This window comes from Streptomyces sp. NPDC048417, from assembly GCF_040651615.1.
Taxonomy (GTDB): Bacteria; Actinomycetota; Actinomycetes; order Streptomycetales; family Streptomycetaceae; genus Streptomyces.
Genome location: NZ_JBEZKI010000041.1, coordinates 1 through 23,315 on the forward strand (window position 1 = coordinate 1; position 23,315 = coordinate 23,315).

Annotated in this window: 19 protein-coding genes; 12 read left to right on the plus strand and 7 right to left on the minus strand. The window is 68.9% G+C overall.

Annotated elements, in window-relative coordinates:
• Window positions 1-235 precede the first annotated feature (235 nt).
• The 5 genes from AB0D59_RS43890 to AB0D59_RS43910 are packed head-to-tail and all read left to right on the plus strand — an operon-like array spanning window position 236 to window position 4,858.
• Window positions 236-802, plus strand: coding sequence for a CRISPR-associated endoribonuclease Cas6 (locus tag AB0D59_RS43890; RefSeq protein WP_362577044.1), 567 nt, complete (start codon window positions 236-238; stop codon window positions 800-802).
• Window positions 799-2,205 (plus strand): hypothetical protein, encoded by a 1,407-nt coding sequence (locus AB0D59_RS43895; RefSeq protein ID WP_362577046.1) that lies wholly within the window; start codon window positions 799-801, stop codon window positions 2,203-2,205. Before AB0D59_RS43890 ends, AB0D59_RS43895 begins: the two co-directional genes overlap by 4 nt.
• 15 nt (window positions 2,206-2,220) lie before the next feature.
• Window positions 2,221-3,252: a type I-B CRISPR-associated protein Cas7/Cst2/DevR gene (cas7i, locus tag AB0D59_RS43900; RefSeq protein WP_362577048.1), complete on the plus strand. Its 1,032-nt coding sequence runs from the start codon at window positions 2,221-2,223 to the stop codon at window positions 3,250-3,252.
• The gene (gene cas5 / locus AB0D59_RS43905) at window positions 3,249-3,740 is read left to right on the plus strand and encodes a CRISPR-associated protein Cas5 (protein ID WP_362577050.1); all 492 of its coding nucleotides are present in this window, start codon (window positions 3,249-3,251) and stop codon (window positions 3,738-3,740) included. The genes cas7i and cas5 overlap by 4 nt, the downstream gene beginning before the upstream one ends.
• Before the next feature lie 53 nt (window positions 3,741-3,793).
• A complete protein-coding gene (locus AB0D59_RS43910) occupies window positions 3,794-4,858 on the plus strand; it encodes a HEAT repeat domain-containing protein (RefSeq protein ID WP_362577052.1) in 1,065 nt (354 codons plus the stop codon).
• 202 nt (window positions 4,859-5,060) lie between these two features.
• Here the strand turns inward: AB0D59_RS43910 and AB0D59_RS43915 are convergent, their stop codons facing one another.
• From AB0D59_RS43915 to AB0D59_RS43925, 3 genes are read right to left on the minus strand one after another with little or no spacing between them, the layout of a single operon-like run.
• Window positions 5,061-5,516 carry a hypothetical protein gene (locus AB0D59_RS43915; protein ID WP_362577054.1) on the minus strand — a complete coding sequence of 152 codons (456 nt, stop codon included), beginning with the start codon at window positions 5,514-5,516 and terminating at the stop codon, window positions 5,061-5,063.
• A 30-nt stretch (window positions 5,517-5,546) separates the two neighbouring features.
• A complete protein-coding gene (locus AB0D59_RS43920) occupies window positions 5,547-7,172 on the minus strand; it encodes an RHS repeat-associated core domain-containing protein (protein WP_362577056.1) in 1,626 nt (541 codons plus the stop codon).
• Window positions 7,169-7,294 (minus strand): hypothetical protein, encoded by a 126-nt coding sequence (locus tag AB0D59_RS43925; RefSeq protein WP_362577058.1) that lies wholly within the window; start codon window positions 7,292-7,294, stop codon window positions 7,169-7,171. Before AB0D59_RS43925 ends, AB0D59_RS43920 begins: the two co-directional genes overlap by 4 nt.
• A gap of 471 nt (window positions 7,295-7,765) precedes the next feature.
• Here AB0D59_RS43925 and AB0D59_RS43930 point away from each other — a divergent pair, with 471 nt between their 5' ends.
• The 4 genes from AB0D59_RS43930 (at window position 7,766) to AB0D59_RS43945 (ending at window position 9,896) form a co-directional block, all read left to right on the plus strand.
• Complete coding sequence (locus AB0D59_RS43930; RefSeq protein ID WP_362577060.1) at window positions 7,766-7,972, plus strand: hypothetical protein; 207 nt, start codon at window positions 7,766-7,768, stop codon at window positions 7,970-7,972.
• Window positions 7,969-8,190, plus strand: coding sequence for a hypothetical protein (locus AB0D59_RS43935; protein WP_362577062.1), 222 nt, complete (start codon window positions 7,969-7,971; stop codon window positions 8,188-8,190). The genes AB0D59_RS43930 and AB0D59_RS43935 overlap by 4 nt, the downstream gene beginning before the upstream one ends.
• The gene (locus AB0D59_RS43940; protein WP_362577064.1) at window positions 8,187-8,465 is read left to right on the plus strand and encodes an SDR family NAD(P)-dependent oxidoreductase; all 279 of its coding nucleotides are present in this window, start codon (window positions 8,187-8,189) and stop codon (window positions 8,463-8,465) included. Before AB0D59_RS43935 ends, AB0D59_RS43940 begins: the two co-directional genes overlap by 4 nt.
• A 177-nt stretch (window positions 8,466-8,642) precedes the next feature.
• Window positions 8,643-9,896: an alginate lyase family protein gene (locus AB0D59_RS43945; protein WP_362577167.1), complete on the plus strand. Its 1,254-nt coding sequence runs from the start codon at window positions 8,643-8,645 to the stop codon at window positions 9,894-9,896.
• Between the two features lie 31 nt (window positions 9,897-9,927).
• Here the strand turns inward: AB0D59_RS43945 and AB0D59_RS43950 are convergent, their stop codons facing one another.
• The 3 genes from AB0D59_RS43950 to AB0D59_RS43960 form a co-directional block, all read right to left on the minus strand.
• Entirely contained in the window at window positions 9,928-11,667 is a 1,740-nt protein-coding gene (locus AB0D59_RS43950) for a sigma-70 family RNA polymerase sigma factor (RefSeq protein ID WP_362577066.1), read from the minus strand.
• A 258-nt stretch (window positions 11,668-11,925) separates the two neighbouring features.
• Window positions 11,926-13,977, minus strand: coding sequence for an RICIN domain-containing protein (locus tag AB0D59_RS43955; RefSeq protein ID WP_362577068.1), 2,052 nt, complete (start codon window positions 13,975-13,977; stop codon window positions 11,926-11,928).
• A 307-nt stretch (window positions 13,978-14,284) separates the two neighbouring features.
• Window positions 14,285-15,352: a LacI family DNA-binding transcriptional regulator gene (locus tag AB0D59_RS43960; RefSeq protein WP_362577069.1), complete on the minus strand. Its 1,068-nt coding sequence runs from the start codon at window positions 15,350-15,352 to the stop codon at window positions 14,285-14,287.
• A 397-nt stretch (window positions 15,353-15,749) separates the two neighbouring features.
• On the opposite strand from AB0D59_RS43960, the gene AB0D59_RS43965 reads away from it, so the two are divergent.
• From AB0D59_RS43965 to AB0D59_RS43975, 3 genes are all read left to right on the plus strand, one after another.
• Entirely contained in the window at window positions 15,750-17,117 is a 1,368-nt protein-coding gene (locus tag AB0D59_RS43965) for a glycoside hydrolase family 36 protein (RefSeq protein WP_362577071.1), read from the plus strand.
• Window positions 17,114-19,129 carry a beta-galactosidase gene (locus tag AB0D59_RS43970; protein ID WP_362577073.1) on the plus strand — a complete coding sequence of 672 codons (2,016 nt, stop codon included), beginning with the start codon at window positions 17,114-17,116 and terminating at the stop codon, window positions 19,127-19,129. Before AB0D59_RS43965 ends, AB0D59_RS43970 begins: the two co-directional genes overlap by 4 nt.
• 149 nt (window positions 19,130-19,278) lie before the next feature.
• Window positions 19,279-22,104 (plus strand): SpoIIE family protein phosphatase, encoded by a 2,826-nt coding sequence (locus AB0D59_RS43975; protein ID WP_362577075.1) that lies wholly within the window; start codon window positions 19,279-19,281, stop codon window positions 22,102-22,104.
• Between the two features lie 246 nt (window positions 22,105-22,350).
• Here the strand turns inward: AB0D59_RS43975 and AB0D59_RS43980 are convergent, their stop codons facing one another.
• On the minus strand, window positions 22,351-23,202 hold the full coding sequence (locus tag AB0D59_RS43980) for a helix-turn-helix transcriptional regulator (protein ID WP_362577077.1): 852 nt from the start codon (window positions 23,200-23,202) through the stop codon (window positions 22,351-22,353).
• Between the last annotated feature and the right edge of the window lie 113 nt (window positions 23,203-23,315).

Here is a 23,315-nt window from a genome sequence, read left to right on the forward strand (position 1 = left end):
CCGGAGAGCCGGACGGCCACTCCTGAGAAGCCACTGAAGGCAAGACCCCATAAGCCACATCCGGCCCTCCCGGGCCACCTAACAACTTACGGAGATCCCATGGGAGAACGTCCTCGCTCCCGGGCGAGGCATCGTGTACGACGCGCTTCGTCGGACTGCGCCCGATCTCGCGGAGAAGATCCATGAGAACGGATGGGGGCCGTACGGGATGGCCCCGTTCGGGTACAGCGCGCCCATGTTCCCGAGCGCACGGCGGGTTCGCGGGAAGTATGCGGCGGGCGGGAGTGGCTATCTGGAGTTCGGCAGTCCGCTGCCGGAGTTCGTACAGGCTCTGGCCCTGGCCTTCATGGACCCGGCCCGCTCGCTGCTGGACTGGGGCGGGGTCGCCTTGCAGGTCAGCAGTGTCACCGTCCAGCAGCCGCCCAGCTTCGCCGTCGGCCGGGCCCGGCTGCGCACGGCGAGCCCTGTGCATCTGTCCGAGTACCGGCAGCCCGAGCCCGACTCCGAGCACACCGCTGTACGGGCGTTGCTACCAGAGGATCCGGCGTATCCGGTGGCGCTGGAGCGCAATCTGAACCGTCGGGCCGAGACGTTCGGGCACGCCGCGGACCTCTCTGTCGAGGGGATTACGTGGGTGGGCGTGCGCCGTTCCTTTCGGGTGGCCGGTCAGGGGCGTTCTGGTCATCGGACGGGGGCGCCGGTGGAGGTCGAGGTTCGCGGGGGCGCCGGAGCGCTGTCTGCTTTGTGGTCTGCGGGGTTGGGTCAGCAGACTGGGGCCGGGTTCGGGTGGGTGACCGCATGACCGGGATTCCTGCCGAGCAGGTGTCGCTGCGGCTGACGCCTCATCCGTTGCAGAGGGTCGGGGCGTTCGCCTTGGCGGCGTTCGCCGGTGCCCGGCATCCCGACATGGTGGCTGGCCCCCTGTTTGAGGCGGCCGCCGAGAAGGTGACCGCTGCTGCTGTGCGGGCCGCTCTCGTGAGGGATACCAAGGCGGAGGCCGGGTTTCTCCTGAAGTGTTCGTACAGCTTGTGGCCGAACAGCAAGATGAACCACCCGCGGAACAAGAAGCTCTCCGACGCGGAGGTCACCGAGGCCGTCCGGGCCTGGCGCACCATCCCCGCACCGCAGACTTGGCCGGGGACGGGATGCGTGCTGTGCGGGGCAGTGGCGGTCGGGTTCTACGGCAAGAGCGACGTCGTGCTGGCCGAGTCGGTCGCCTATCGCAACAGCACGCCGCGCGGGCACGCGGGTCTCGCGCTGTGCTGGCCGTGCGTGTGTTCCTTCCACTCGGTGCCGTTCGGCAGCCAGCTGACGGGGGGCCCGAGTACGGTCGTGCACACCTGGGACGAACGTTTCGCAGCGCACACCGTCGACCGACAGGTACAGCGCAACGGGCTGCTGATCACGCTCGGTGCGAAGCCAGCCAGCCCGCAGGCCGACGTTGCCGTGCTGGCGGCGCTGCGCGGCTACGAGCACCGCGTCACAGCAGGCGTGGAGCTGCTGGTGTTCACCAACAACAACCAGGACCAGGTCCTCACCTCGCATGCCGTTGACCAGCCGCTCGCCGAGTGGCTGCGCACCACGACGCGGCTGCCCGATCGGCGGACCGGGTTCGCGTGCCTGCTGCGCTCCTTGCGCACCGACAAGAACAGCGGTGCGCAGAACCTGGCCTGGCGAGTGTTCCACCGCCCCGAGAGCATCCCCGGCGTACTCGCCTCCTACCTGACCGCCCGGACCGAGGCCTGTGGCCGGCCTGCGCCCGAGTCGCCGGCCGTTGCCGAACTGGCCGGCTCCTACCTGCACGAGGTGATGCACATGGAAGAGAAGGATCTCGCTGAGATCCGTGCGACCGCACAGCGCGTCGCCGCCCTGTTCAAGCCCGATGACACCGGGGGGCAAGCTCACCGGCTTTCACGCCCTGTTCCGCACCGGCCGCGGCGCGGACCTGCGCAGCTGGCTGCAGCGCCACGGCGTCGAATGGGTCCTGGCCCGCCCGGAGGACGGCGCTCCGCTGATCACCGAGCGCGGGTTCGAGCTGTTGTTCTCCCCCAGCCAGGACGGCAACGCCTGGTTCTTCCGGCAGTACCTGCTCACATCCGTTCTGGCGGAACTGCACCGCCGCGGCTGGCAGCCCAAAGACGCCAAGACGATCGTCGAGGGCTTCGACCCCGACGCCATCGACCCCGCCGACACCGAAGCCCTTGAGGAAGGAATCGCCCCGTGACGCACCTTGCAGGAAAGCTCGCGCTCGACATCCAGGCCGGCGCCCCCAACAACGGCCGCGGCCAGGACAACGTCGGCGTCGTCAAGAAGATGCAGGTCGGCCGGGACACCTACCCCTACATCTCACCCCAGGCCGTGCGCCGCTGGCTGCGCGACAGCTTCCCCGCCAACGAGCCGGTCTCCCCCGTCCTGCGCGAGGGCAAGGGCAAGAAGCAGCAGGCCTACACCAAGGGCCGCCCCGACCTGTACGCGGACGACGACCTGTTCGGCTACATGGTCGCCGTCAAGGGATCGGACAGCTCCTGCCAGCGCGACACCGTCCTTGCGACCGGCACGTTCGTCAGCGTCACCCCCCAGCGGCCCACCTCCGATTTCGGCACCATGACCCGCGGGTTCGCCGCCGACGATAGTCCCCTCATCCACGAGCACGAGTTCTACACCGCCGTCTGCACCGGCGACCTCAACCTCGACCTCCCCCGCATCGGCACCTTCGAGACCGACGGACAGGGCATCCGCATCGCCCTGCACCCCCAGGCCGCCGAGGAAGCCACCGCAAAGGGTGCCACCGCAGCCACCTTCCGCGGAGTTGCGGCCCTGGTCCTGGACATCACCGAGCGACGCCGCCGCGCCGCCCTGGTACTGCGCGCACTCGCCGTTCTGCGGGGCGGCGCCAAGCCCGCCTCCCACTACGGAGACCGCACCCCGGCCTTCATCCTCCTCGCCCCCCTCAAGGGCGGCGTCAACCCCTTCACCCGCGTCCTGACCAGCAAGGACGGCAAGCCCGCCTTCGCCGCCGACACCCTGGCCGAAGAGATCACCGCCTGGCGCGACGAACTCGACGGAGCGGTACGGATCGGGTGGGCGCCCGGCTTCCTCGGTGACCAGCGCGACCGCGCCCGCCACGACCTCGCCGAGCTGATCACCGCCGGCACCGTGGCGATCGACCATCCGCGCACCATCCTGCACACCCTGGCCCAGGAGATCGAAGACGGTTCCCACGACGACTGGTTCGAGGACGCCAAGGCATGACCGCCGCAACAACCGTCACCGCGCTCGAAGCCACCTTCACGGCCCCGGTCGCCAGCTTCCGCAATCCCCTGTACTCCGGCGTGCAGGTGCAGCTACCCTGCCCGCCGCCGTCCACGGTCGGCGGCATGCTCGCCGCCGCGGCCGGCGGCTGGCAGCACATCCCCGAAACCTTCCGGTTCGCCATGGCCTTCCACGCCCGCGGCCGCGGCGTCGACCTGGAGACCTACCACCCCCTCGACGCCAAAGGCCGGCCCACCACACCGGTACCGAAAGAGCGGGAGTTCCTGGCCTTCACCACCCTCACGGTCTGGATCACCGACCAGCCCGACCGGTGGCGCGGCATCCTGCGCCGGCCAGCCTGGCCGCTCCGCCTGGGCCGCAGCCAGGACCTCGCTGGCCTGCGCATGGACACCACCGAACTCACCTGCGAGCGGTCTTGGGCGAGTCACAGCCACTCGCACCGGACGACGAGCGTCTCGTGCTCGTAGCGGCCACCCGGCTGTCCCACCCGGACAGCCGCAGGACCGCTCTGCACACCCTCGTGGAGCGCTGGCCCGCGCATCCGGACACCCGTGCCGCGCTCCTGAGGCTGGCATGCGACCCCACCCCAGCAGTACGGGAAGATACCGCCGCGCATCTGGGCGCTTGCTGGTGGGAGGAGCAGGCCGCGCGTGACACGCTCGCCCTGCTGGCTCAGGACGAGCATCCGTCCATTCGGGAAGTCGCCATGCACAGTGTCTTTAGGACCGGTTGGCAGGACGGCCAAGCCCGCACTGTTCTTCTGGGCCTTGCCCAGGACTCGAACCCCAAGACGCGATTGACGGCCGCCGGGAAGCTGTCCGCCCTGTGGCCGCAGACGCACGCCGCGCGCGATGTACTGCTGGAACTTGCGCTTGACCCCGACCCCGGACAGCACCCTGACGTGCGGCACCGAGCAGTCCTGGGACTTTTGGCGCACTGGCTTGACGACCCTCAAACCCGTGACGCCCTTGTGGGTATCGTCGTCGACTACGACACGAGATTGCCGACCACGACGACGGCCCTGGCCGGCATCCTTGCCCACTGGCTACACGATCCCCTGGCGCGCACAACCGTTCTGAGACTCACGCCCGAAGGACAGACATTTAACCGGGCCCAAGCAGAGGTCGGCGATAACTGGCATGGCGACCCCGGAGCCCGCGACTCGGTGATCCGCCTGTCGGAAACCGACGACGCTGCTGTATTGAACGCTCTGTCCACCGGGCCCTACGCCGATGTGCTGCACGCTCTGTCTGCCGATCCCGACGCGCCGGATCCGGGCCCCGGCCCCCAGCAAGACGCAGCCGCACGTGCCGCACACTTCCGCGCTCACGCCGTGGACATGCTCCAGGAGGGGTGGGCGGGGGACGCCGTGGCACGCGATGCCGTCCTGCAGCGCGTCGACGACCCGAGCCCCCACGTCCGTACCCGAGCGGGCGTCGCGCTGTACGGCGGGTGGCGCGAGGACGACGCGGCCCGGCGTGCCCTCGACACGCTTGCCCAAGATCACGATGAAGAGGTCCGGGGCACCATCACCATCGAACTGAGATGGGAGGAACAGAACGGCACACCAGACACCGCAATCTGAACCGCCGCCGCGAAGAAGGCACAGTGCCGCCCTTACCCGCGGCGGCTGGCGAAGGAACGCCGTCGGGCCACCACTGCCGGACAGCTGCGCGTGCTGGCGGCCGAGGTGTGGGCGGGCATCCGCTGGCTCGCCACCGTCCCCGCCGAACACCGCACGCAACTGAGACATCACAGCCATGTTCGAACTGTGTGGGAGCTATGGCCTATGCTCCGTACCCAGGCGCAGCAATAAGAACCGACTCGAAGTATCGCCCGTCTTCATCCCCAGAGATTTCGGGAAGTGTCCTTCTCCAAAGCCCGATGAAGACATCTGGGATCACAACATTCAAGCCATCGTCTTCGATTTCGAGCTGGAACATTTCAGATAGCCTAGAGATGACGACGTCGGCAGGTTCCTCGAAAAGAGAAAGGTCGCGGAAAATAATCCGAACGCCTCTGTCAGGGCGGAACAGTTCAATGGCGCTCACTACTCCCTGGGGATCGAAATCAAGAGAAATGGACAGCTGGGAGTCATAGTGAGCGAATCCCTTGTTCCTGACCTCCCCCACGGCAGGGGGCACGAACCCAGGCAGCTCCCTAAGGGCCTGCTCGGCAGCTTCGATCGACATGCCGATCTGTAGGTTGCCAAACCCCCGGGGAGGGTCGAGATCGATTACCATGAACGCCTCCAGGACGGTTCCTGCGGTGGCCTACCACAGGGTCAATTGCACGTGAACTTGTTGGGGTATGCCACGCAGTGCTTGGTACTGCTCATTTCCGGCTAGACCGCCAATCGTATCGCCGATGGCATTGTTGTAATTTCCAGGGAAGCACGTAACGATGTCATTAATGTCATTCATCATAGCTTCATCGATGCGGCCGGAGTTTACGAGATCCGTCTGCATCATCTTCCACGCTTTGGGTTCTGGGCGACTGCCCTGCCCCGTCGACCAGACCTGCCGATGGTCCACCTTGTCCAACCGGATTGCCGGTCCCTTGCCGTACGAGATGGCACTTCCGGTTGAGGCGTCTTGCGGCATGTGATTGATCTCTTGGGGGCCATTGAAACCCGGCTGATTCGCCGGCTTCAGGCTGCCGTGCGTCCCGCCGACGTTACTTCCATCGCAGTTGTGGACCAGGACTGCCGCAGCCCCCGCCAGCACATAGTACGTGTGCGTGCTAGAGACAGTCAGGTTGTTGACCGTCGCGGTCTGTGCCCACGCCCTCACTGCGGTGAGCTGGATGTATGTGCCGGCGGAGGTCTGCAGCAAGTCGCCCGGTCGGAGTTCCTTGGCCTTCGCCCATCGGTGCTGCTTCGGGAGCCAGGTCGGGTGGCCGTCGGTTGCTGTGACGGACTTCCCGTTGGCGAGTGTCAGGCGGACGAGGTGCTTGGTGCCGTGGCCCTTGATGGTGGCTGTGACTGTTTGGACACCGAGCCCGCCGAGCACCGGGTCCGTGGACTTCACCTTGTCGCCCGGTTTCAGGTCCTTGATGGCTCTCGTCTTACCGCTGGCGAGGAGGACCTTCGTGCCCGGCGTGAAGCTGTTGCACTTGCCGGAGGATTCGGCGGCGTCCTCACCTTCATCGGAGGCCTTGGCAGTCTTCTTCTCGACCGCCTTGGCCGCCTTTTCCTCGGCGGTTTTCACGACCTTCTTCTCGACCGCTTTCGCGGCCGTGTTCACAACCGTCTTCTCAGCGGTCATCACCGCTGCTTGTTCGGCGCCCCGCGCCAGGACTCCGCCGCCGAAGCGCATGCCGCCTCTCGCGGCGGCCAGGGCCAGGCCGCCCTCGCCGAAGGTCGCGACCGTGATCACAATCGTCGCCGCCGCCATCAGGCAGGAGCCGAGGGAGGGGTTGGTGGCGCAGCTGACGATGTCTGCGATGCGGGAGTATTCGTACGCCACGTGTGCGACGGTCTTGGTCGCCGACCATGCCGCGTGCCTGATCTGGGACCATCCCCAGAACTGGCCGTTCGGGTCTTCCTTCGTCACCGGGCTGTTGTCTGCGTAGGCGTAGCCGCCCAGTTGGAGGAGGTCGCCGAAATCCATGACGGGGTCGATGGTCGTGAATCGGCCCAAGACAGGGTCGTAGTCCCTCGCGCCGAGATGGATCAGGCCGGTGCTTGATTCGTCGTCGCCGCCGATGTACGTGTGCGAGCCGGCCCAGGCTGCCGCTCCGGCCAGGTCACCTCGCAGGTTGCCCCACGCGTCGTAGGACCGGGAGGAGATCGCCATCCCCGACGCCAGTTTGATCTGGACCGTGCCCGTGCCTTGGGTGTTGGTGATCTGGGCGGCGAGGGTGTGGGCGGAGGTGGCGCTTGAGGTGTAGCGGATCACCGTGGGGCGCCGGCCTGCGCGTAGGTGCGCATGGCCTTCGTCGTGGTGTTCGTCTGGGAGCCCATGACTTCCGCGACCGCGGGCCAGAAGGTCTCGCTCGGCGTCACCTCAACGGCCTTCACCTCCTACGTCACCTGCACCGTGTACGCGCCCGACGGCACGAGGGTGGACAGCTTCAACCTCTCGGCCAGCAGCACAGCGGAATGGGACAGCGCTGCCCTTCCGCAGAGCGGTACTATCGGCTGCGGGTGTCACCGGACCGGGAACGGTGGTCACCACCCTGTCCCGCGGGGCGGCCGTCGGACAGCTCACGACGACCGGAGCCTCAGCGCCCGCGAATGTGACCCGCCTCGGGCAGAACGCGGAGGCAACCTTCAGCGCGTCTGCGGGAGACGATCTGTCGCTCGGCTTCACGGTCAACACGTTCACCACCACGGCCTCCGTGGATGTCGTCGCTCCCTCCGGTGCCAAGGTCGTCACCTCGGCCGTCGTGTCCGCTGGCAGCGCGCTGACCAAGGGGTTATCGGACCTTGCCGAGGCCGGCACCTACACGGTGGTCCTGGACCTACCAGGGCGCGCTGGGCAGCCTCAAGATGACCCTGTCGGCCGATGTGCCCGTGAACGTGAGCGTCGACGGAAACTCCGCCACTGCCACCGCCGCCCGACCGGGCCAGCGCATCCGCGCTCAATTCACCGACCCGTCCGCTGATTTCATCGGCGTCGGGCTGAGCGGCAACACCGTGAACCAGACCACCTACATCAACCTGATCGGGCCGGCCGGGGGCAGCGGCACTTCGTGACGTCGGTGGTCCAGAACACCACCCAGGCCATTCATCTCCATCCGGTGACACCGGGAACGGCCTACACCCTGCTGCTGGAGCCGCAGTCCGCCGGCAGCGGTGCCGTGACACTGTGGCTGTCCAGCCCCGTTACGGCGGGAGCGCTGTCCGCGTCCGGCACCGTGGGAACGATCAGCCGGCCCGGACAGCAACTGGAGTACACGCTGAGCGCGGGATGACCGTGCTCGTCGGCGCGCGGAACGAGGAACTCGGGCAGAAGGCCGCGCTGGCCCTGCGCGAGGGCGGCGTCCACGCCCGGCTCCTCCACATTGACGTCACCGACGACGCGTCCGTCCAGCGAGCGGCCGACCGGGTGGACGCCGAGTACGGGCGGCTCGACGTCCTGGTCAACAACGCGGGCATCGTCGGCGATGTCGAAGGCGCCCGCGACGGCCCGAGCGGTCGGTTCTGGGGCGACGGCGCCCCGGCCGCGGCCGCGGCACTGCCCTGGTGATCTCCGGAAGGCATCACCAGAACGATCCAGGACACGGGTGATGCCGAAACTCGGCCCCAGTTCCTGTTATGGCGCGCCGACGCACCACATCTCCTGTGTGCCGGACGGAATTCGGCACACAGGGAGAGAGGACTCGTGGTGAGTCAGCAGAATAAGCACCGCATCAGCCGCCGCGGCATGCTGGGGATTGCCGGAATAGCCGTTGCGGGTACGGCAGGTGTCGTCGGAGGGGCCACGTTCGCCGGCGGCAGCGCGAACGCGGCGCTGGCGGACTGCAGTCCGACGCCGTCGCCCACCGGCGGTGCGGTCGGCACGGCGACCGCGCGGCCCACCTCGGGGTTCGCTCACCCGGGGCTGTTGCACACAGAGGCCGACTTCGCCCGCATGGCGGCGAAGGTGAAGGCAGGCGCCCAGCCTTGGAAGGCTGGCTATGACCGGCTGGTGGCGAACCGGCATTCCCAGAGCACCTGGTCCCCGCGCGCGATGCCCACCGTGATCCGGGGCGGTGCCGGGCAGAACTATGTGACGCTCTACAACGACATTCACGCCGCCTACCAGAACGCGCTGCGCTGGAAGGTCACCGGCGAGAGGGCCCACGGCGACGCCGCCCGGGACATCCTCAACGCCTGGTCCGCGGCCCTGATCAACCTCAACGGCAACGCCGACCGTTTCCTGGCGGCGGGGATCTACGGCTACCAGTTCGCCAACGCCGCCGAGATCATGCGTGGGTACGACGGCTTCGATGTGGCCCGCTTCAAGAAGATGCTGCTCACCATCTTCTACCCGATGAACGATCGCTTCCTCACCACGCACAACGACGCCTACATCACCAATTACTGGGCGAACTGGGACCTGTGCAACATGGCCTCGGTCCTCGCCATCGGCATCTTCTGCGACGACCGTGCCAAGGTCGAGCAGGCCGTCACCTACTTCAAGGAAGGCGCCGGCAACGGCTCCATCAAGCACGCCGTCCCCTTCGTCTATCCAGGCGGCCTCGGCCAGTGGCAGGAGTCGGGCCGCGACCAGGGCCATGCCACGCTCGGCATCGCGCTGATGGGAAGCTTCTGCGAGATGGCCTGGAACCAGGGCTACGACCTGTACGGCTACGACGACAATCGCTTCCTCAAGGGCGCCGAGTACGTCGCCAGGTACAACCTCGGCCAGGACGTCCCCTACACCGCCTACACCTGGGGCACGGGCCGGTCCGGTGCCCGCCAGACCCAGCCCGGTGTTTCCCCGGCGAGCCGGGGCGCCGAACGCCCGGAGTGGGAGCTGGTCTACAACCACTACGTCAAGCGCAGAGGCCTGTCCGCGCCCCACGTGGCAGCCTTCGCCCAGAAGACCCGCGCCGAGGGCGGCGGCGGGGACTACGGCCCCAACAGCGGCGGCTTCGACCAACTCGGCTTCGGGACCCTGACCTTCACCCGCTAGCCGGTCACCGTGGTGGTGCCCCGGCGCCGTTTCAGGGAAGCCTGGAGAGCTGGGGCACCGCGAGCGGGTCGGCCGGGGCGCTTCGAGTGAGGTACTGCGGCACCGGAGCACCGTCGTCGCCGGTGTCCCTGACGATGCCGTACCGGACGTAGCCGAGGGCCGGATTGTCCGAAGGGGCCTGACCGATCTCGTCGTTGATGTGCTGCCGGCTGCAGGAGGCGACGATCAGGGCGTACTTGAGGCCGCTCTGGTTGAGATTCAGCGTGACCGTGCCGTCGACGTAGTAGTACTCGTTCTGCCACATCTGCTGCGCGCCGGCCGGCAGCGTGGCGTAGCCCAGGGGACGGTTCCCCAGCCAGGTGTGCTCATCGGTGGTGCCCGGTTGCAGGTCGTCCATCCGGCGACCGCCGCCGGATGCCACGTGGAACAGCTTGCCGGTCAGTCCGGTCCAGGTCGGCATCGCGATGCCGCCCGGGAAGACCGTCACCTGCCACCGTACGAAGAAGTAACCGCGCCCGCTGATCCGCAGGTTGTCGCCGCGGTGGTTGAGGACGTACATCTCCCCGGTCGCGCCGGGATGCCGGTTGCCGTACGTACCCGACATGGCGACCGGGGCGGTCTGGGGACGCGTCGGCAGTTTCCCCGGTGGGGTGTCGGGGTTCGGGGCGCTCTCCGCGTGGTCGATGTTCTGGCCGTAGACGGGGCTGCTCGGGACTGTCGACACGTTCGGGATCGCCGTGGGCCCGGCGGTGGTCTGGCTCGTGCTTACCGGCGTCGGCAGGGTGGCGACGGCGTTGTGCCGGGGCGGCGGTGAGTGCAGTACGGCGTATCCGGTGAGCGCTCCTCCGCTCACCACCACCGCGCCGGCCGTGAGTGCCGCCGCGGGCTTCGCCATCAGGTAGTGGACGACGTCCGCGAGCCGGGTACTGGCCAGGCCCACGGCGTGAGGTGCGGCAGCGCCCGTGGCTGCAGCGGTGTGAGCCGCGCCGAGCTGGTAGAGCAGCGCGGTCGTACCAAGGCCTGCCGATACGGGTACCAGCGCGAGCCCCGCGAGCAGTCTTTCGGCGGGTACCAGATCCTGCCCGAGCGCGCCGCAAGTGGCGCAGGCGCGGACGTGCCGGGCGATTCGCTTACGCCACAGCCCGGCCGGTATGCCGTCCCAGCCCTCGGTGAGCTGGGCCAGGTCGGGGCAACGGGAGACGGCGCCGAGCGCGCGGACGACGATTCGGGCCGACTCAAGGCGTTCCCTGAGCCGCTGCACCCGCACCGCGGTGTGCTGCGGAGTCAGTTCGAGTGCGGTGGCGAGTTCGGCTCTGGTGAACTGGCCGGACGCCTCAAGCCACCACACCGAGAGCAGTTCACGTTCGGCGGGATCGAGCCAGCGGGTCGCCTCGGTGACCTCGCGGCGCTGGCCCGACAGGCCCAGCCGGAGGATGGTCGCCTCGACGAAGTCGGCGCTCGGATCCTGTGCTTCGAGCACCTCGTCGAGAAACCCGGGAGCGGGACGGTTCTGCTGTCCGCGCCACCGTTCGCGAACCTTCTGCATCGCGATCGCGACCAGCCAGGAGCGGAAGAGTTCCGCCTCGCGCAGGCCGTCGAGGCCGGAGACCATGCTGATCATGGTGTCCTGGACCACGTCGTCCACATCGAGGTGGCCGCCGAGCGCCCGTCCGACGACGTTGTAGACGAACGGCATGGAGCCCGCGACCAGTTGGTCGAGTGCGTGCTGGTCTCCGTCCTGGGCAGCCGTGATGGTTTCGGTGTCGGGCATGTCTACTGTGCGCATCGGCTCTCTCGCAGCATCACCGGCGGTGCATCGTCATCTAGAAGAGGGGACGGGCACGCACGGCATAACCGAAATCTGGTGGGCGATCGTGGGGGGCCGACGTGACCATGCCGCCGGGGTACGACGCCCTGCGGATCGTGTTGAGCGGTGGCGACAGGGCCTCCTGGTGCTCGGGGGTACCCCGAGCGGCCTGGAGGCCCTGCCTTCTTGCTGTTGACCGGTAGAAAGCCCCTTCTCAGACGGTCAGTTGACCCGGACGATCTTCCAGAGCTGGTCGTTCACACTGACGTCGGTCCACTGGACGACGGCCCCGCCGTTCGCGGTGGAGGACCCGGCGACACCGGCCAGCAGGCCGCTGTTCGTGTTGGCGACCTTGTAGTAGCCGCCGCCCGCGTCGGTCAGGGTCCACTTCTGGGAGGCACCGCTGGTGGCGGCGTTCTGGACGATGGCCGCACCGACGGTGGTGGAGCCGTTGTTGATGTCGAGTTTCAGCCCGCTGTTGACATTGGTGACCGTCCACGCACCGCCGGTCTGGGACTGGAAGCTCCACAACTGGCATGCACAGGCGCTGTTCTGCCACTGCTGGGCCGCCGTGCCCGCGGTGGTGGAGGCGGCGGGTATGTCGAGGTACTTGCCGCTGTTCTTGTTGACCAAGACGTACTGGCCGGTGGCGAGGTTCGGTGGGGCGATCTGGGTGAGGTTCCACCGCTGGGTGGCGGAGGCTGTGTCGGTGCTCTGGTCCGCCGTGGCGCCGGCGGTGGTGGAGGCGCCGGGGATTTCGAGGGCCTTGCCGTTGACCCGGTTGGTGATCGTGAAGCCGCCTGCCGGGTTGGGTGCTACGGCCCAGTCGTGGTCGGTGCTGCCGTTGTCACTCCACTGCAGGATCTTGGCGCCGTTGGCGGCGGACTGGTTCTCCACGCCCAGGACCTTGCCGCTGGCGACGTTGACGATCTTGAAGTAGCCGGATGCCTGTTGGTCGAAGCGCCACTGCTGGTCGGTGGCGTTGTCGGTGTTCTGCTGGGTTGCGTAGGTGCCGTTGGTGGTGGAGCCGCCGGCGATGGTGAGCTTCAGGTTGCTGTTGGCGTTGGAGGCAGTGTAGGTGGCTCCGTCCGAGATGCCGCCGCCCAGGTCGATGGTGCTGTAGGTGACCGAGTTGACGCCCGTGCTGCGCAGCCGTCCTCCGCTGAAGACCTCCAGGCTGTGCCCGTCCGCGAGCGGGAGCATGCCCCGGCTGTAACCGGCAGCCACGTTGGAGGGGATGCGCGTCCAGGCGCCCGCGGCACCGTTCTGGGTGTTGAGGAACAGATCGGACGTGCTGTTCGCGCTGACCACCAGGGTGCCGTTGGCACCGCCGGTGGGAAGCCAGGTGATGAATGGCGAACTGGTGGGCACCCCACCGGAGTTCAGGGCCGTGCCGGTGACGGCGCCGAAGGCCTCCGGGTCGGCGGAGATCTTGTAGTAGACGGCGAAGTTGCCCTCGGGGGCGCCGCCGTACTCGTACGTCATGACGTAGTTGCCGTTGGGCAGCCTCGCGACGGTGGGCATGCCGGGGCGGCTGCTGTACGTGGGCACTGCCACGTCATCGACGACCGGGCCCCAGTTGACGCCGTCCGTGGTGACCTGGTGCACGATTTTCTGGCCGTGGGCGGGGTCGCGCTGGTCGGAGTAGTAGGCGATGAGCTTGTTGCCAGAGACCATCAGGAACGGCTCCCACACCGGGGTGTGGCCGTTGTCGCTGATGGCCTCGCCGCCGGTGGCGATGTTGCTGACGAAGGTCCAGGTCAGACCGTGGTCGGTGCTGGCGTACATGTCGATCTTGATCGCCGACCGGTCACTGGGCACCGAGGCGCCCGTGGCCATGATGGTTCCGGCGGGGAAGTTGCCGATCGCGGTGGGCAGTTCGTACAGGTCCGGCTCCCAGCGCATCCCCCAGCCGTTCTGGGTGTCGGTGACGCTGGAGATCTGGGTCCAGGTGTTGCCGTTGTCGGTGCTGCGATAGATCGGGAGCACCGGGGTGCCCGAGGTCCACTGCTCGTACGTGGCGAGCATGGTGCCGTTGGACGCCCCGCTGTACTTCATTCGCATGGCGCGCGGGTACAGCGTCCCCGGGGAGGGGGCGTTGGCCAGCGGGGCGGCCAACGTCTGCGAGGCGCGGGAGAGGGCGTGCGCCTTGCCGGCGGCGGGGACGAGGAGCGTGATGGCAGCCGCGATCAGCGAGAGCAGCATGAGGAGGACGGTGGCGGGGTGGGGACGGGGGACGGCGCGTTGTCTGGCGCCTTCCGGTGTGATGGACATGTACGGCTCCCGACATGCGGTGCAGAGATGGGTGTTGGTGCCCGCCGCTTCCGGAACGTCCCGGAACGGCAGCGGCGGGTGGCTCTTGGGTACGCCGGCCGGAGGGGGCACGGATGACGTACGACGACATGCCGGTGGACGTAGGCATGCGCATGGGTGAGACGACCGTCGGCGACGACTGATGTCGGCGACAGGTACAGGCGTGCGGTGTACGGCGACGGGTCCTGCGGCCTACCGGTCCTGGTCGGCCGTTGCCGGAGTATGCCTCTTGAGCTTCTCCGGGGAGGGTGTCGGAGTAGAGGGGTGCTCAGGTGATGTGGCGCGCCGTCGGCTCCTGGCGAAGCGGCGCGGGCGCCGCCGTCGAGGAGCGGACGACGAGCTCGACCGGTGGGGTGCTCGCCGGCGGAAGGTCGTCGTCGGGCTTCTCGATGGCATGCACGAGAAGCCTGAGTCCTTCCTTCGCCGCGGCGTCGAAGGGCTGGCGCACGGTGGTCAGCGGCGGAGTCACGTAGGCGAAGACGGGGTTGTCGTCGAAGCCGACGACGCTGACGTCGTCCGGCACGCGCCGGCCGGCTTCCAGCAGCGCGTGGATCAGGCCGATGGCCATGTCGTCGCCCGCCGCGAATACCGCGGTCACGGTGGGATCGGCGGCCAGCTCGCGGCCCGCCGCGTATCCGGAGGCGGCCGACCAGTCGCCCTCAATGACCGGCGGGGCGCTCCTGCCCCTTTCCTCCAGTACCGCCCGCCATCCCGCGAGACGGTCCTTGGCGGCGTACCACTGCTGAGGACCGGCGAGGTGATGGACCGTCGCATGCCCCAGATCCAGCAGATGCTCGGTCGCGGCCCGGGCCAGGAGGTCGGAGCCGACCCCCGCGGTCACGGTCCGGGAGGCGGTGAAGACCGGTGGCGCACCGAGGAAGAGGACCGGTACGTCGACGCGGAGGGCGACTTCTCCCTCGTCCACCGGCTCGGAGATGACGATGCCGTCCACGCCCTGTTCGAGCAGTGAGCCCACGGCGCCGGCGATGCCCCGCTCGTCGCCTTCCAGGGTGCTGACCACCCGCAGGGCGTATCCGGCGTCCCGAACGGCTCGCTCGATGCTTACGAGCAGCGAGGCGACGCCGTATCCGGCGGTCCCGAGTGTGACCACGCCGATGGAGCGGGTTCGACCAGAAGCCAACATTCGGGCCGCGTTGTTCAGCCGGTAACCGAGCTTCTCAGCGGCTTCGAGCACGCGTCGGCGCACGTCGGCGGAGACATGCGGCTCACCGTTGAGGACCCTCGACACCGTCTTGCGTGACACCCCTGCCACGCGGGCCACGTCCTCACTGCGCGGCAAACCAGGGCCTGCGCCCAGTCCCACCACTCGTGCCATGACGTCTCCCGATGACCGGATGCCTGGAGTATCGCTAGGTCAGCTGTATGACCGCGCGGTCAATGTCTACGGCTCGGGAGGTCGTGCGTCAAGAGTTCGGGCGTCGCATCTTCCCGCCGCTCCTTCCGCGCGCATTGCCTGTATGACGCATGGAGCGAAGGGTCTTGACAGGAGGCCACTGGTTGGATTTATGGTCCTCGCGTCCCGATCGGGTTTGTTCGATCGTGTTTGACACTGGTTGCTTCGACGGCCTGTCTCCGCCGCCTCTCCGGCCGACAGGCCTGGTCAGGACCCGACATGAACCGCCCCTTGTTCGGCCGGCCCACCAACGACAGCTCGACAGCGGCCTGCCCCTGGGCGCCGACACGAGCTGACGCCCGGAGAAAGAACCACCACCGTGCCCCCTCCCTTCACCCCTCTCACCTCCCTCCTCGTGGATCCCGCCGCCGCTCGGGTCCACGAGGAGGGCTGGCAGTCCTGGAGCCCGAGTGGCGCCTACGCCCTCGCCGCCACTCCGTACCGGCCGACGAACGACAACTGGGCGACCGTCAGCCACCGGCCCGGGCGCACGGTCCCGGCCGGAACCTTCCAAGGGGAGGGACTGCTGGCACTGGACCCTGGTGACGGTTCACCGGTCCGGCTGTGGGCGGCGGCCGACCCGCCGCACGCCGTCCCGTCCATCCGGCTCGCTGTCCGTGAGGGCCGCGCCGAGGTAAGCGCCGACGGACCCGTCACCGAGCACAGTCACCCCCCGGGGCCGGACGGCATCCAGGGTGCCCTCGCCGCCTGGGCGGACGGACTCGGCCTGCCCGCCCCCCGGCGCGCACCGACCGTGTGGTGCTCTCGGTACGAGCACTTCAACGCGGTGACCGAGGACGACATACGCGAGAACCTCACCGCGATGGACGCCCTCGCCCTCCCCGTCGACGTCGTCCAGATCGACGACGGTTACCAGAGCGCGCTCGGCGACTGGCTCACCCTCTCCGGCCGGTTCACCTCCCGGGCCGGGCTCGCGGCGACCATCCGCGCGCGGGGCCGCAGAGCGGGCATCTGGACGGCACCGTTCCTGGTCGACCCGCGCAGCGAACTCGCCACGGTCCACCCCGACTGGCTCGTCCGGACCTCCGACGGCAGCCCCCTCCTGGCGGGGCGCAACCGGGGCCACGACCTGTACGTCCTGGACACCACGCACCTGGCCGCGGCAGCGTACCTGATCGAGGTGTTCGCAGTGCTGCGCATCGAGGGCTACGACTACTTCAAGGTCGACTTCCTCTACGCCGGCGCGCTGGACGGCATAAGGCAGTCGGGAGCCGACGCCCTCGCGGCGTACCGCGAAGGCGTCGCCCTGATCCGCGAAGCGATCGGCCCGGACGCCTACCTGCTGGGCTGCCGCGCACCGATCCTCCCCTCCATCGGCCTCTTCGACGCCCTGCGCGTCAGCCCCGACACGGCCCCGCACCGACACCCCGAGACCGAGGACTTCGGCCAACCCGGCCTGGATCGCGCCGAGTTCACCGGCACGGGACGCCAATGGCAGCACGGGCGCCTCTGGGTCAACGACCCCGGCCGCCTGATGGCCCGTCACCCCGTGGAGAGCCGCGAGCGCTGGGCCGCGTACCTGGAGACCACCGGTGGGCTGATGGCCTCCAGCGACCGGCTGCTCTCCCTCGACGACTGGGGCCTCACCACCACCCGCCGCCTGCTCGGCGCGTCCTCCCTTTCCGCCGCTTCCGCCCCTTCCTCCATCGGAGCTGACCACCAATGACTTCCGCACGTTCGCTGCGCGTCCCCGGCATCGCCTACGGCGGCGACTACAACCCCGAGCAGTGGCCCGAGGAGGTCTGGGCCGAGGACATGCGCCTGATGCGTGAGGCCGGGGTGACCATGGTCAACGTCGGCGTCTTCTCCTGGGCTCTGCTCGAACCCGCCGAGGGCGTCTACGACTTCGCGCGGATGGACCGCATCCTCGACCTGCTGCACGCCAACGGCATCGCCGCCGATCTGGCCACCCCGACCGCGGCCCCGCCCGCCTGGTTCTTCCGCGCCTATCCGGAGGCCCTGCCCGTCGAACGGGACGGCCGCACCCTGTCGTACGGCAGCCGCCAGACCTTCTGCCCCAGCAGCCCCGCCTACCGCCGGGCCGCCCTGTGCATCGCGGGTGCGCTGGCCGAGCGGTACGCCAGCCATCCGGCCGTGGCCATGTGGCACGTGCACAACGAGTACGGCTGCCACAACGCCGCCTGCTATTGCGACACCACTGCCGCCGCCTTCCGCACCTGGCTGCGCGCCCGTTACGCCGACGACCTGGACGCGCTCAACCACGCCTGGGGCACCACCTTCTGGAGCCAGTGGTACTACGACTGGGAGGAGATCCTCCCGCCCCGTGCCACCGGAGCGCCGCCCAACCCCACCCATCAACTGGACTGGCGCCGCTTCTGCTCCGACGAACTGCTCTCGCTGTACACCGCCGAACGCGACAGCCTGCGGCGGGCGGCTCCCGGCATCCCCGCCACCACCAACCTGATGGTGCTGCGCACCTTCGACGCCCTGGACTACTGGCGCTGGGCACCCCAGCTGGACATCGTCTCCAACGACCACTACCTGATGTCCGACGACCCGGAGTCCGACATCGACATCGCGCTCAGCGGCGACCTGACGCGCTCCCTCGCCGACGGCCCCTGGCTGCTGATGGAGCACTCGACCGGAGCCGTCAACTGGCAGCCCGTCAACCGCGCGAAGCGTCCCGGCGAGATGCGCCGCAACGCCCTCGCCAACGTGGCCCGGGGCGCCGACGGCATCTTCTTCTTCCAGTGGCGGGCGGCCAAGGCCGGGGCCGAGCAGTGGCACTCCGCGATGCTGCCGCACGCCGGCACCGACAGCCGCATCTGGCAGGACGTTGTACAACTCGGTGCGGACCTCGACGCCCTCGCCGAGGTGCGCGGCAGCACTGTCGACGCCCAGGTCGCGATCGTCTGGGACTGGGACGCCCGCTGGGCCCTGGAGCTCCCCTCCCAGCCCAGCGGCGAACTGCGCTTCCAGGACCTGGTCCGGGACTGGTACACCCCGCTGTGGCGGGCCGGGGTGACAGTGGACTTCGTCCGGCCGGACGCCGACCTCGACCGCTACCGCCTGGTCCTGGCACCCAGCCTCTACCTGGTCGACGACGCGGGCGCGGCCAATCTGGCGGGCTTCGCCGAGCGCGGCGGCACCTTGGCCGTCGGTTTCCACAGCGGCGCGGTCGACGAGAACTGCCACGTCCGGACGGGCGGCTACCCCGGCGCCTTCGGGGACGTCCTCGGCGTGCGCACCGACGAGCTCTTCCCGCTGCTGCCCGGGCAGACGCTCCAGCTCACCGGGCAGGTTCCCGCGGGCGCCACCGCCACCCTGTGGTCCGAGCGGATCCAGCTCATGGGCGCTGAACCCGTCGCCTCCTTCGCCGACGGGCCGCTCGCCGGAACACCAGCGGTCACCCGCCACACCCCCGGGAGCGGAACCGCCTGGTACCTGGCCACCCGCCCCGACCCCGCGACCCTCTCCGCCCTGATGGACCGCATCCGAAAGGAGGCCGACGTTCAGCCGGTACTCACCGGTGTGCCCGTCGGCCTTGAGGTCGTCCGGCGAAGCGGCGCCGATGCCGACTACCTCTTCCTGATCGACCACGCCCGAGCCGGCGCCGAGGTCCCCGCGGACGGCGTGGAACTCCTCACCGGCAAACCGGTCTGCGGGGCGGTCACCGTCCCTGCCGGAGGCGTCGCAGTGGTCCGCGAGCCGCACTGAGAGGGCACGCAATCGGCCTCTGCGCCGAGCGCGGCACGCGATGCCTCCACCAGGTCCGCGCCCGGCGTGCCGCGGGCGCGCTCACTGCTACGGATTCCGGGCACATATAGGTCGTAAGCCCTCTATGCTCGAATTGAGCAGGTGAGTATATGGGCCCGGACGCAGAGCACGCCAGCACAGCGTGGCCGGACGAACACGAGCTGCTACACCTCGGGATCGCTTCGGCCGTGGCGGTACTGCACGGGCTGGGTGGCATGATCCATTGGGACCTCGCGGACGGCGGGCCGATGCCGCTAGCCGCGCACACCGGGCTTTCCGACTCCTTCGTCCGGGCCTGGGAGGACGTAGGGCCCGGCGAAGCGGTGGCACCTGCCCGCGCTGTCCTGACTCGCTCCTTCGCATGGATGCCGGCGCGCGGCGACCGGGATTCCCACTTCGGCGCAGACCGTCTGCCCGTCGGCACCGGACTGGCCTCCGTGCCGGTACTGACCCGGGGCGGCCGGGTGGGTGCGCTGTCCGTCCTCACCTCCGCGTCCCAGGAGCCGGACACGGAGGAGCGGCGTGTGCTCGATGCCGTGGCCCAGTGCATCGGGGAGGGGGTGTGCGCGGTCCGGACGGCCGAGAGTGCGGCGGAGTCCGCAGAGCGCCGCGACGGTGAGTCCTCGGGGATCCGCAGGGGGCCCGAATTCGGCATCTGGAGCTGGGACTTCACCAACGACACGGTGAGCTTGGACGAATCCGCAGTGAGGATCCTCGGATTCGGCACGGACGCCTTCGACGGGCGAATCGACGCATGGCAACGGCTGGTTCACCCCGAGGACCTGCACCGGGTGCTGACCTGGGCGGCGCAGGCGTGCCGCGGCCCGAGCGCGTACGGCGTGGAGTGCCGGATCCGCCAACACGACGGCGGCTTCCGCTGGGTGGCGTGGCGCAGCCGTGACCGGGGCGACGGGAACGGCGGAGGAGCCTGGCTGAGCGGCACGGTCAGGGACGCCACCGACAGCAGACTCACCCGGGACTTCATCGGCCACGCCCTGCGGCAGGACAACGACGGAGTCCTGGCCCTAGACAGCTCATGGCGTGTCGCTTTCACCAGCAGCGGCGCTGAGCACCTCCTCGGCCTTCCGGAGCAGTTGTCCGGCCGCTCCCTGTGGGAGGCGGTCCCGGACCTCCGCGGCCTCGGTGTGGAGGAAGCCGCCAGGCAGGCCGTCACTGACGGGGCAACGCTCGGCCTGGACGTACCGTGGCCCGCCCAGCAGCGGTGGCTGCGCATGCGACTGGTTCCCGCGACCGACAACCTGACGCTCTACCTCAGCGATATCACGGACATCCAGCGGGACGCGGCCGAGCGGCATCCCGTGGACGCTGCCGTCAGCTCGCAGAGCACCCCGATCGCGGCGCTGACCCGTGCCCTCGCGGCGGCGGTGACCGGGCATGACGTGGTGAACACGGTGAACGAGTACATGCTGCCGCTGTTCGGCGCGACAGCGGTCGGCGTCTGGACCGTTGAGGCGGGGCGCGTGTTCCTGGTCGCCGTCGTCGGCGCACGGAAGGAACTCGTCGACCGGGTGGAGGCAGTCCCGGTCGAGGACCTCCCGGATGTGGCCCAGGCTCTCCTCGACGGCGTGCCCAACTTCATTTCCTCGCCGGAGGAGTTCGTCCGCCGCTACCCCGGGATGGCTGGCATCGTGGCCCTGAGCGGCAAGCAGGCGTGGGCGTACCTGCCTCTGATCGTCTCCGGACGGACGGTCGGGATCTGTGTCATCACCTACGACCGGCCGCAGATGTTCCCTCGCGAGGAACAGACGCTGTTCACGGCGCTGAGCGGCCTGGTCGCCCAGGCCATGGAGCGAGCCAGGCTGTACGACGCCGAACACGGCCGAGCCCAGGAACTGCAGCGCGGACTCCTCCCCCGTGCCCTGCCCTCGGTACCGGCCGTGACCGCGGCCGCCCGCTACCTGCCCGCCGGGGAAGGCAGGGAGGTCGGCGGTGATTGGTACGACGTCATCCCGCTGTCCGCGGACCGGGTCGCACTGGTCATCGGGGACGTCATGGGCCACGGTCTGTCCGAAGCCGCGACCATGGGACGGCTGCGGACCGCCGTCCGTACGCTCGCGGACCTCGAAATGCCTCCGGACGAGCTGTTCTCCCACCTTGACGAGATGGTCGGCGGCCTGGGCGAGGACTTCTACGCCACGTGCCTCTACGCCGTGTACGACCCCGCCGACCGCCACTGCTCGGTCATCAGCGCCGGTCACCCGCCGCCGGCAGTGATTCGTCCCGACGGCACCGCCTACTTCCTCGATCTCCCGTGCAACCCCCCGCTCGGCGTCGCGGCGCCACCCTTGGACTTGGCCGAGGTGACACTGCCCCAGGACAGCCTGCTCGTGCTCTACACCGACGGCCTGGTCGAATCGGCCGGCTGCGACGTCGGCCAGGGCATGGACCGACTCCGTCGGCGGCTCGAAACCGCGTACGGCGGCACCCCCGAACTCGACGGCCTGTGCGACGACCTGATCGCCGAAATGCTGCCCGACCCGTACCGAACCAGCGACGACGCCGCTCTGCTGGTCGCGCGCACCCGCGCTCTGGCCCCGCAGGACATCGCCTGCTGGCAACTGCCCGACGAACCCATGGCCGCGGGCCAAGCACGCCACAGCATCCGGAAGCAACTCGCGGCATGGCAGCTGGAAGAGCTGTCCATGACCACCGAACTGCTCGTCAGCGAACTGATCGGCAACGTCGTACGACACGCGAGGGGGCCGATAGCAGTACGCCTCCTGCGCAGCCGGGCACTGATCTGCGAGGTCTCCGACGGCAGCCTCAGCATGCCGCGCATCCGGCGCGCGGCGGACACCGACGAGGGCGGCCGTGGACTGCAGCTGGTCGCGGCGATGGCCGACCGCTGGGGAGCCCGGTACACCTCTTCCGGAAAGTGCATCTGGACCGAACAGGCGCTGCCGACCGACAAATGAGCGTTGTCCAACCTGAATTCGCCGACCATGGGGCAGGCGTGGACGGGGGCTGAGGTGCTCGTGCCGGTCGGGGCCGTGATCGGTGACGGGGGATCGTTCGGCGGCCTGCCTCCCTGCGCTGAAGCCGGTCGCGATTTCACTGCCGGGCGAGCACGGGCCGCACAGGGGCGACCGCTATGACGAAGCTTGACCGCTTCCAGATCGCCGAACTCTCCCTCACGGCGATCGGTGTGCACGACGCGCCGTTCATCCGCCGGTGGACGCGTCGATCCGCTGGCTTCCGATGACCGAGAGCAGTCGGAGCTTGTCGTGGTCTTCCGTGCCGGGGGTCGCCGTGAACACCAGCAGCAACTGCCCCTGGTCGGGGTCGACGAGTGTCTGGCAGTGCAGGGAGATCATTCCGACCTGCGGATGCAGGATCCTCTTGCGCGCGGTGTGCGAGACACCGACTTCGTGCTGGGCCCACAGGTCCGCGAATTCGGAGCTCTCCGCGCCCAGACGGTCGGCGAGCGCGGCGGCGTGTGAGCCGCGGCCCTCGCGGGAGGCGACCGCGCGGAGATGGGCTACGTAGACGCGGCTGTGCGTCGGATGATCGTCCGGCACATAGATCGTACGTTCGTTCGGGTCGGTGAACCAGCGGTAGATGAGGCTGCGCGCGAGCCCCGTGAAACGGGTCTCGTCGCCGAGCAGGGCGACTGCCATCGGGGTCTGGACGATGGTCTCGCCGGTGCCGGTGACGACCTGGGCGGGGGTGTCACCGAGACGATCGATGATGCGCATCATTCCGGCGTTGACGTGATCGTCGCGAGTGGCGCGAGCCGGTGCGTTGTGGCCGGCGAGGACGAAGAGGTGGTCGCGTTCGTCGAGGGTGAGCCGGAGTCCACGGGCGATCGCAGTGATCATCTGCTCCGAGGGCTGTGGTCCGCGGCCGCGTTCGAGACGGCTGTAGTAGTCCGTCGACATTCCGCACAGCGCGGCCACTTCTTCGCGTCGCAGCCCGGGCGTGCGTCGGCGCTGCCCCGGAGGGAAGCCGACGTCGTCGGGTTGCAGCGCCTCTCGACGCCGACGGAGAAACGTCGCCAGGCCGCTCTGATCCATATCGACACTGTGCCTCACCCGGATACGGCTATCCACTGTCTGCTGATCCCAGGATGTCGTCCCAGCCTGGGACCGCCGGACAGTGGACAAGCAGGCACTGGATGGCTTCTCGG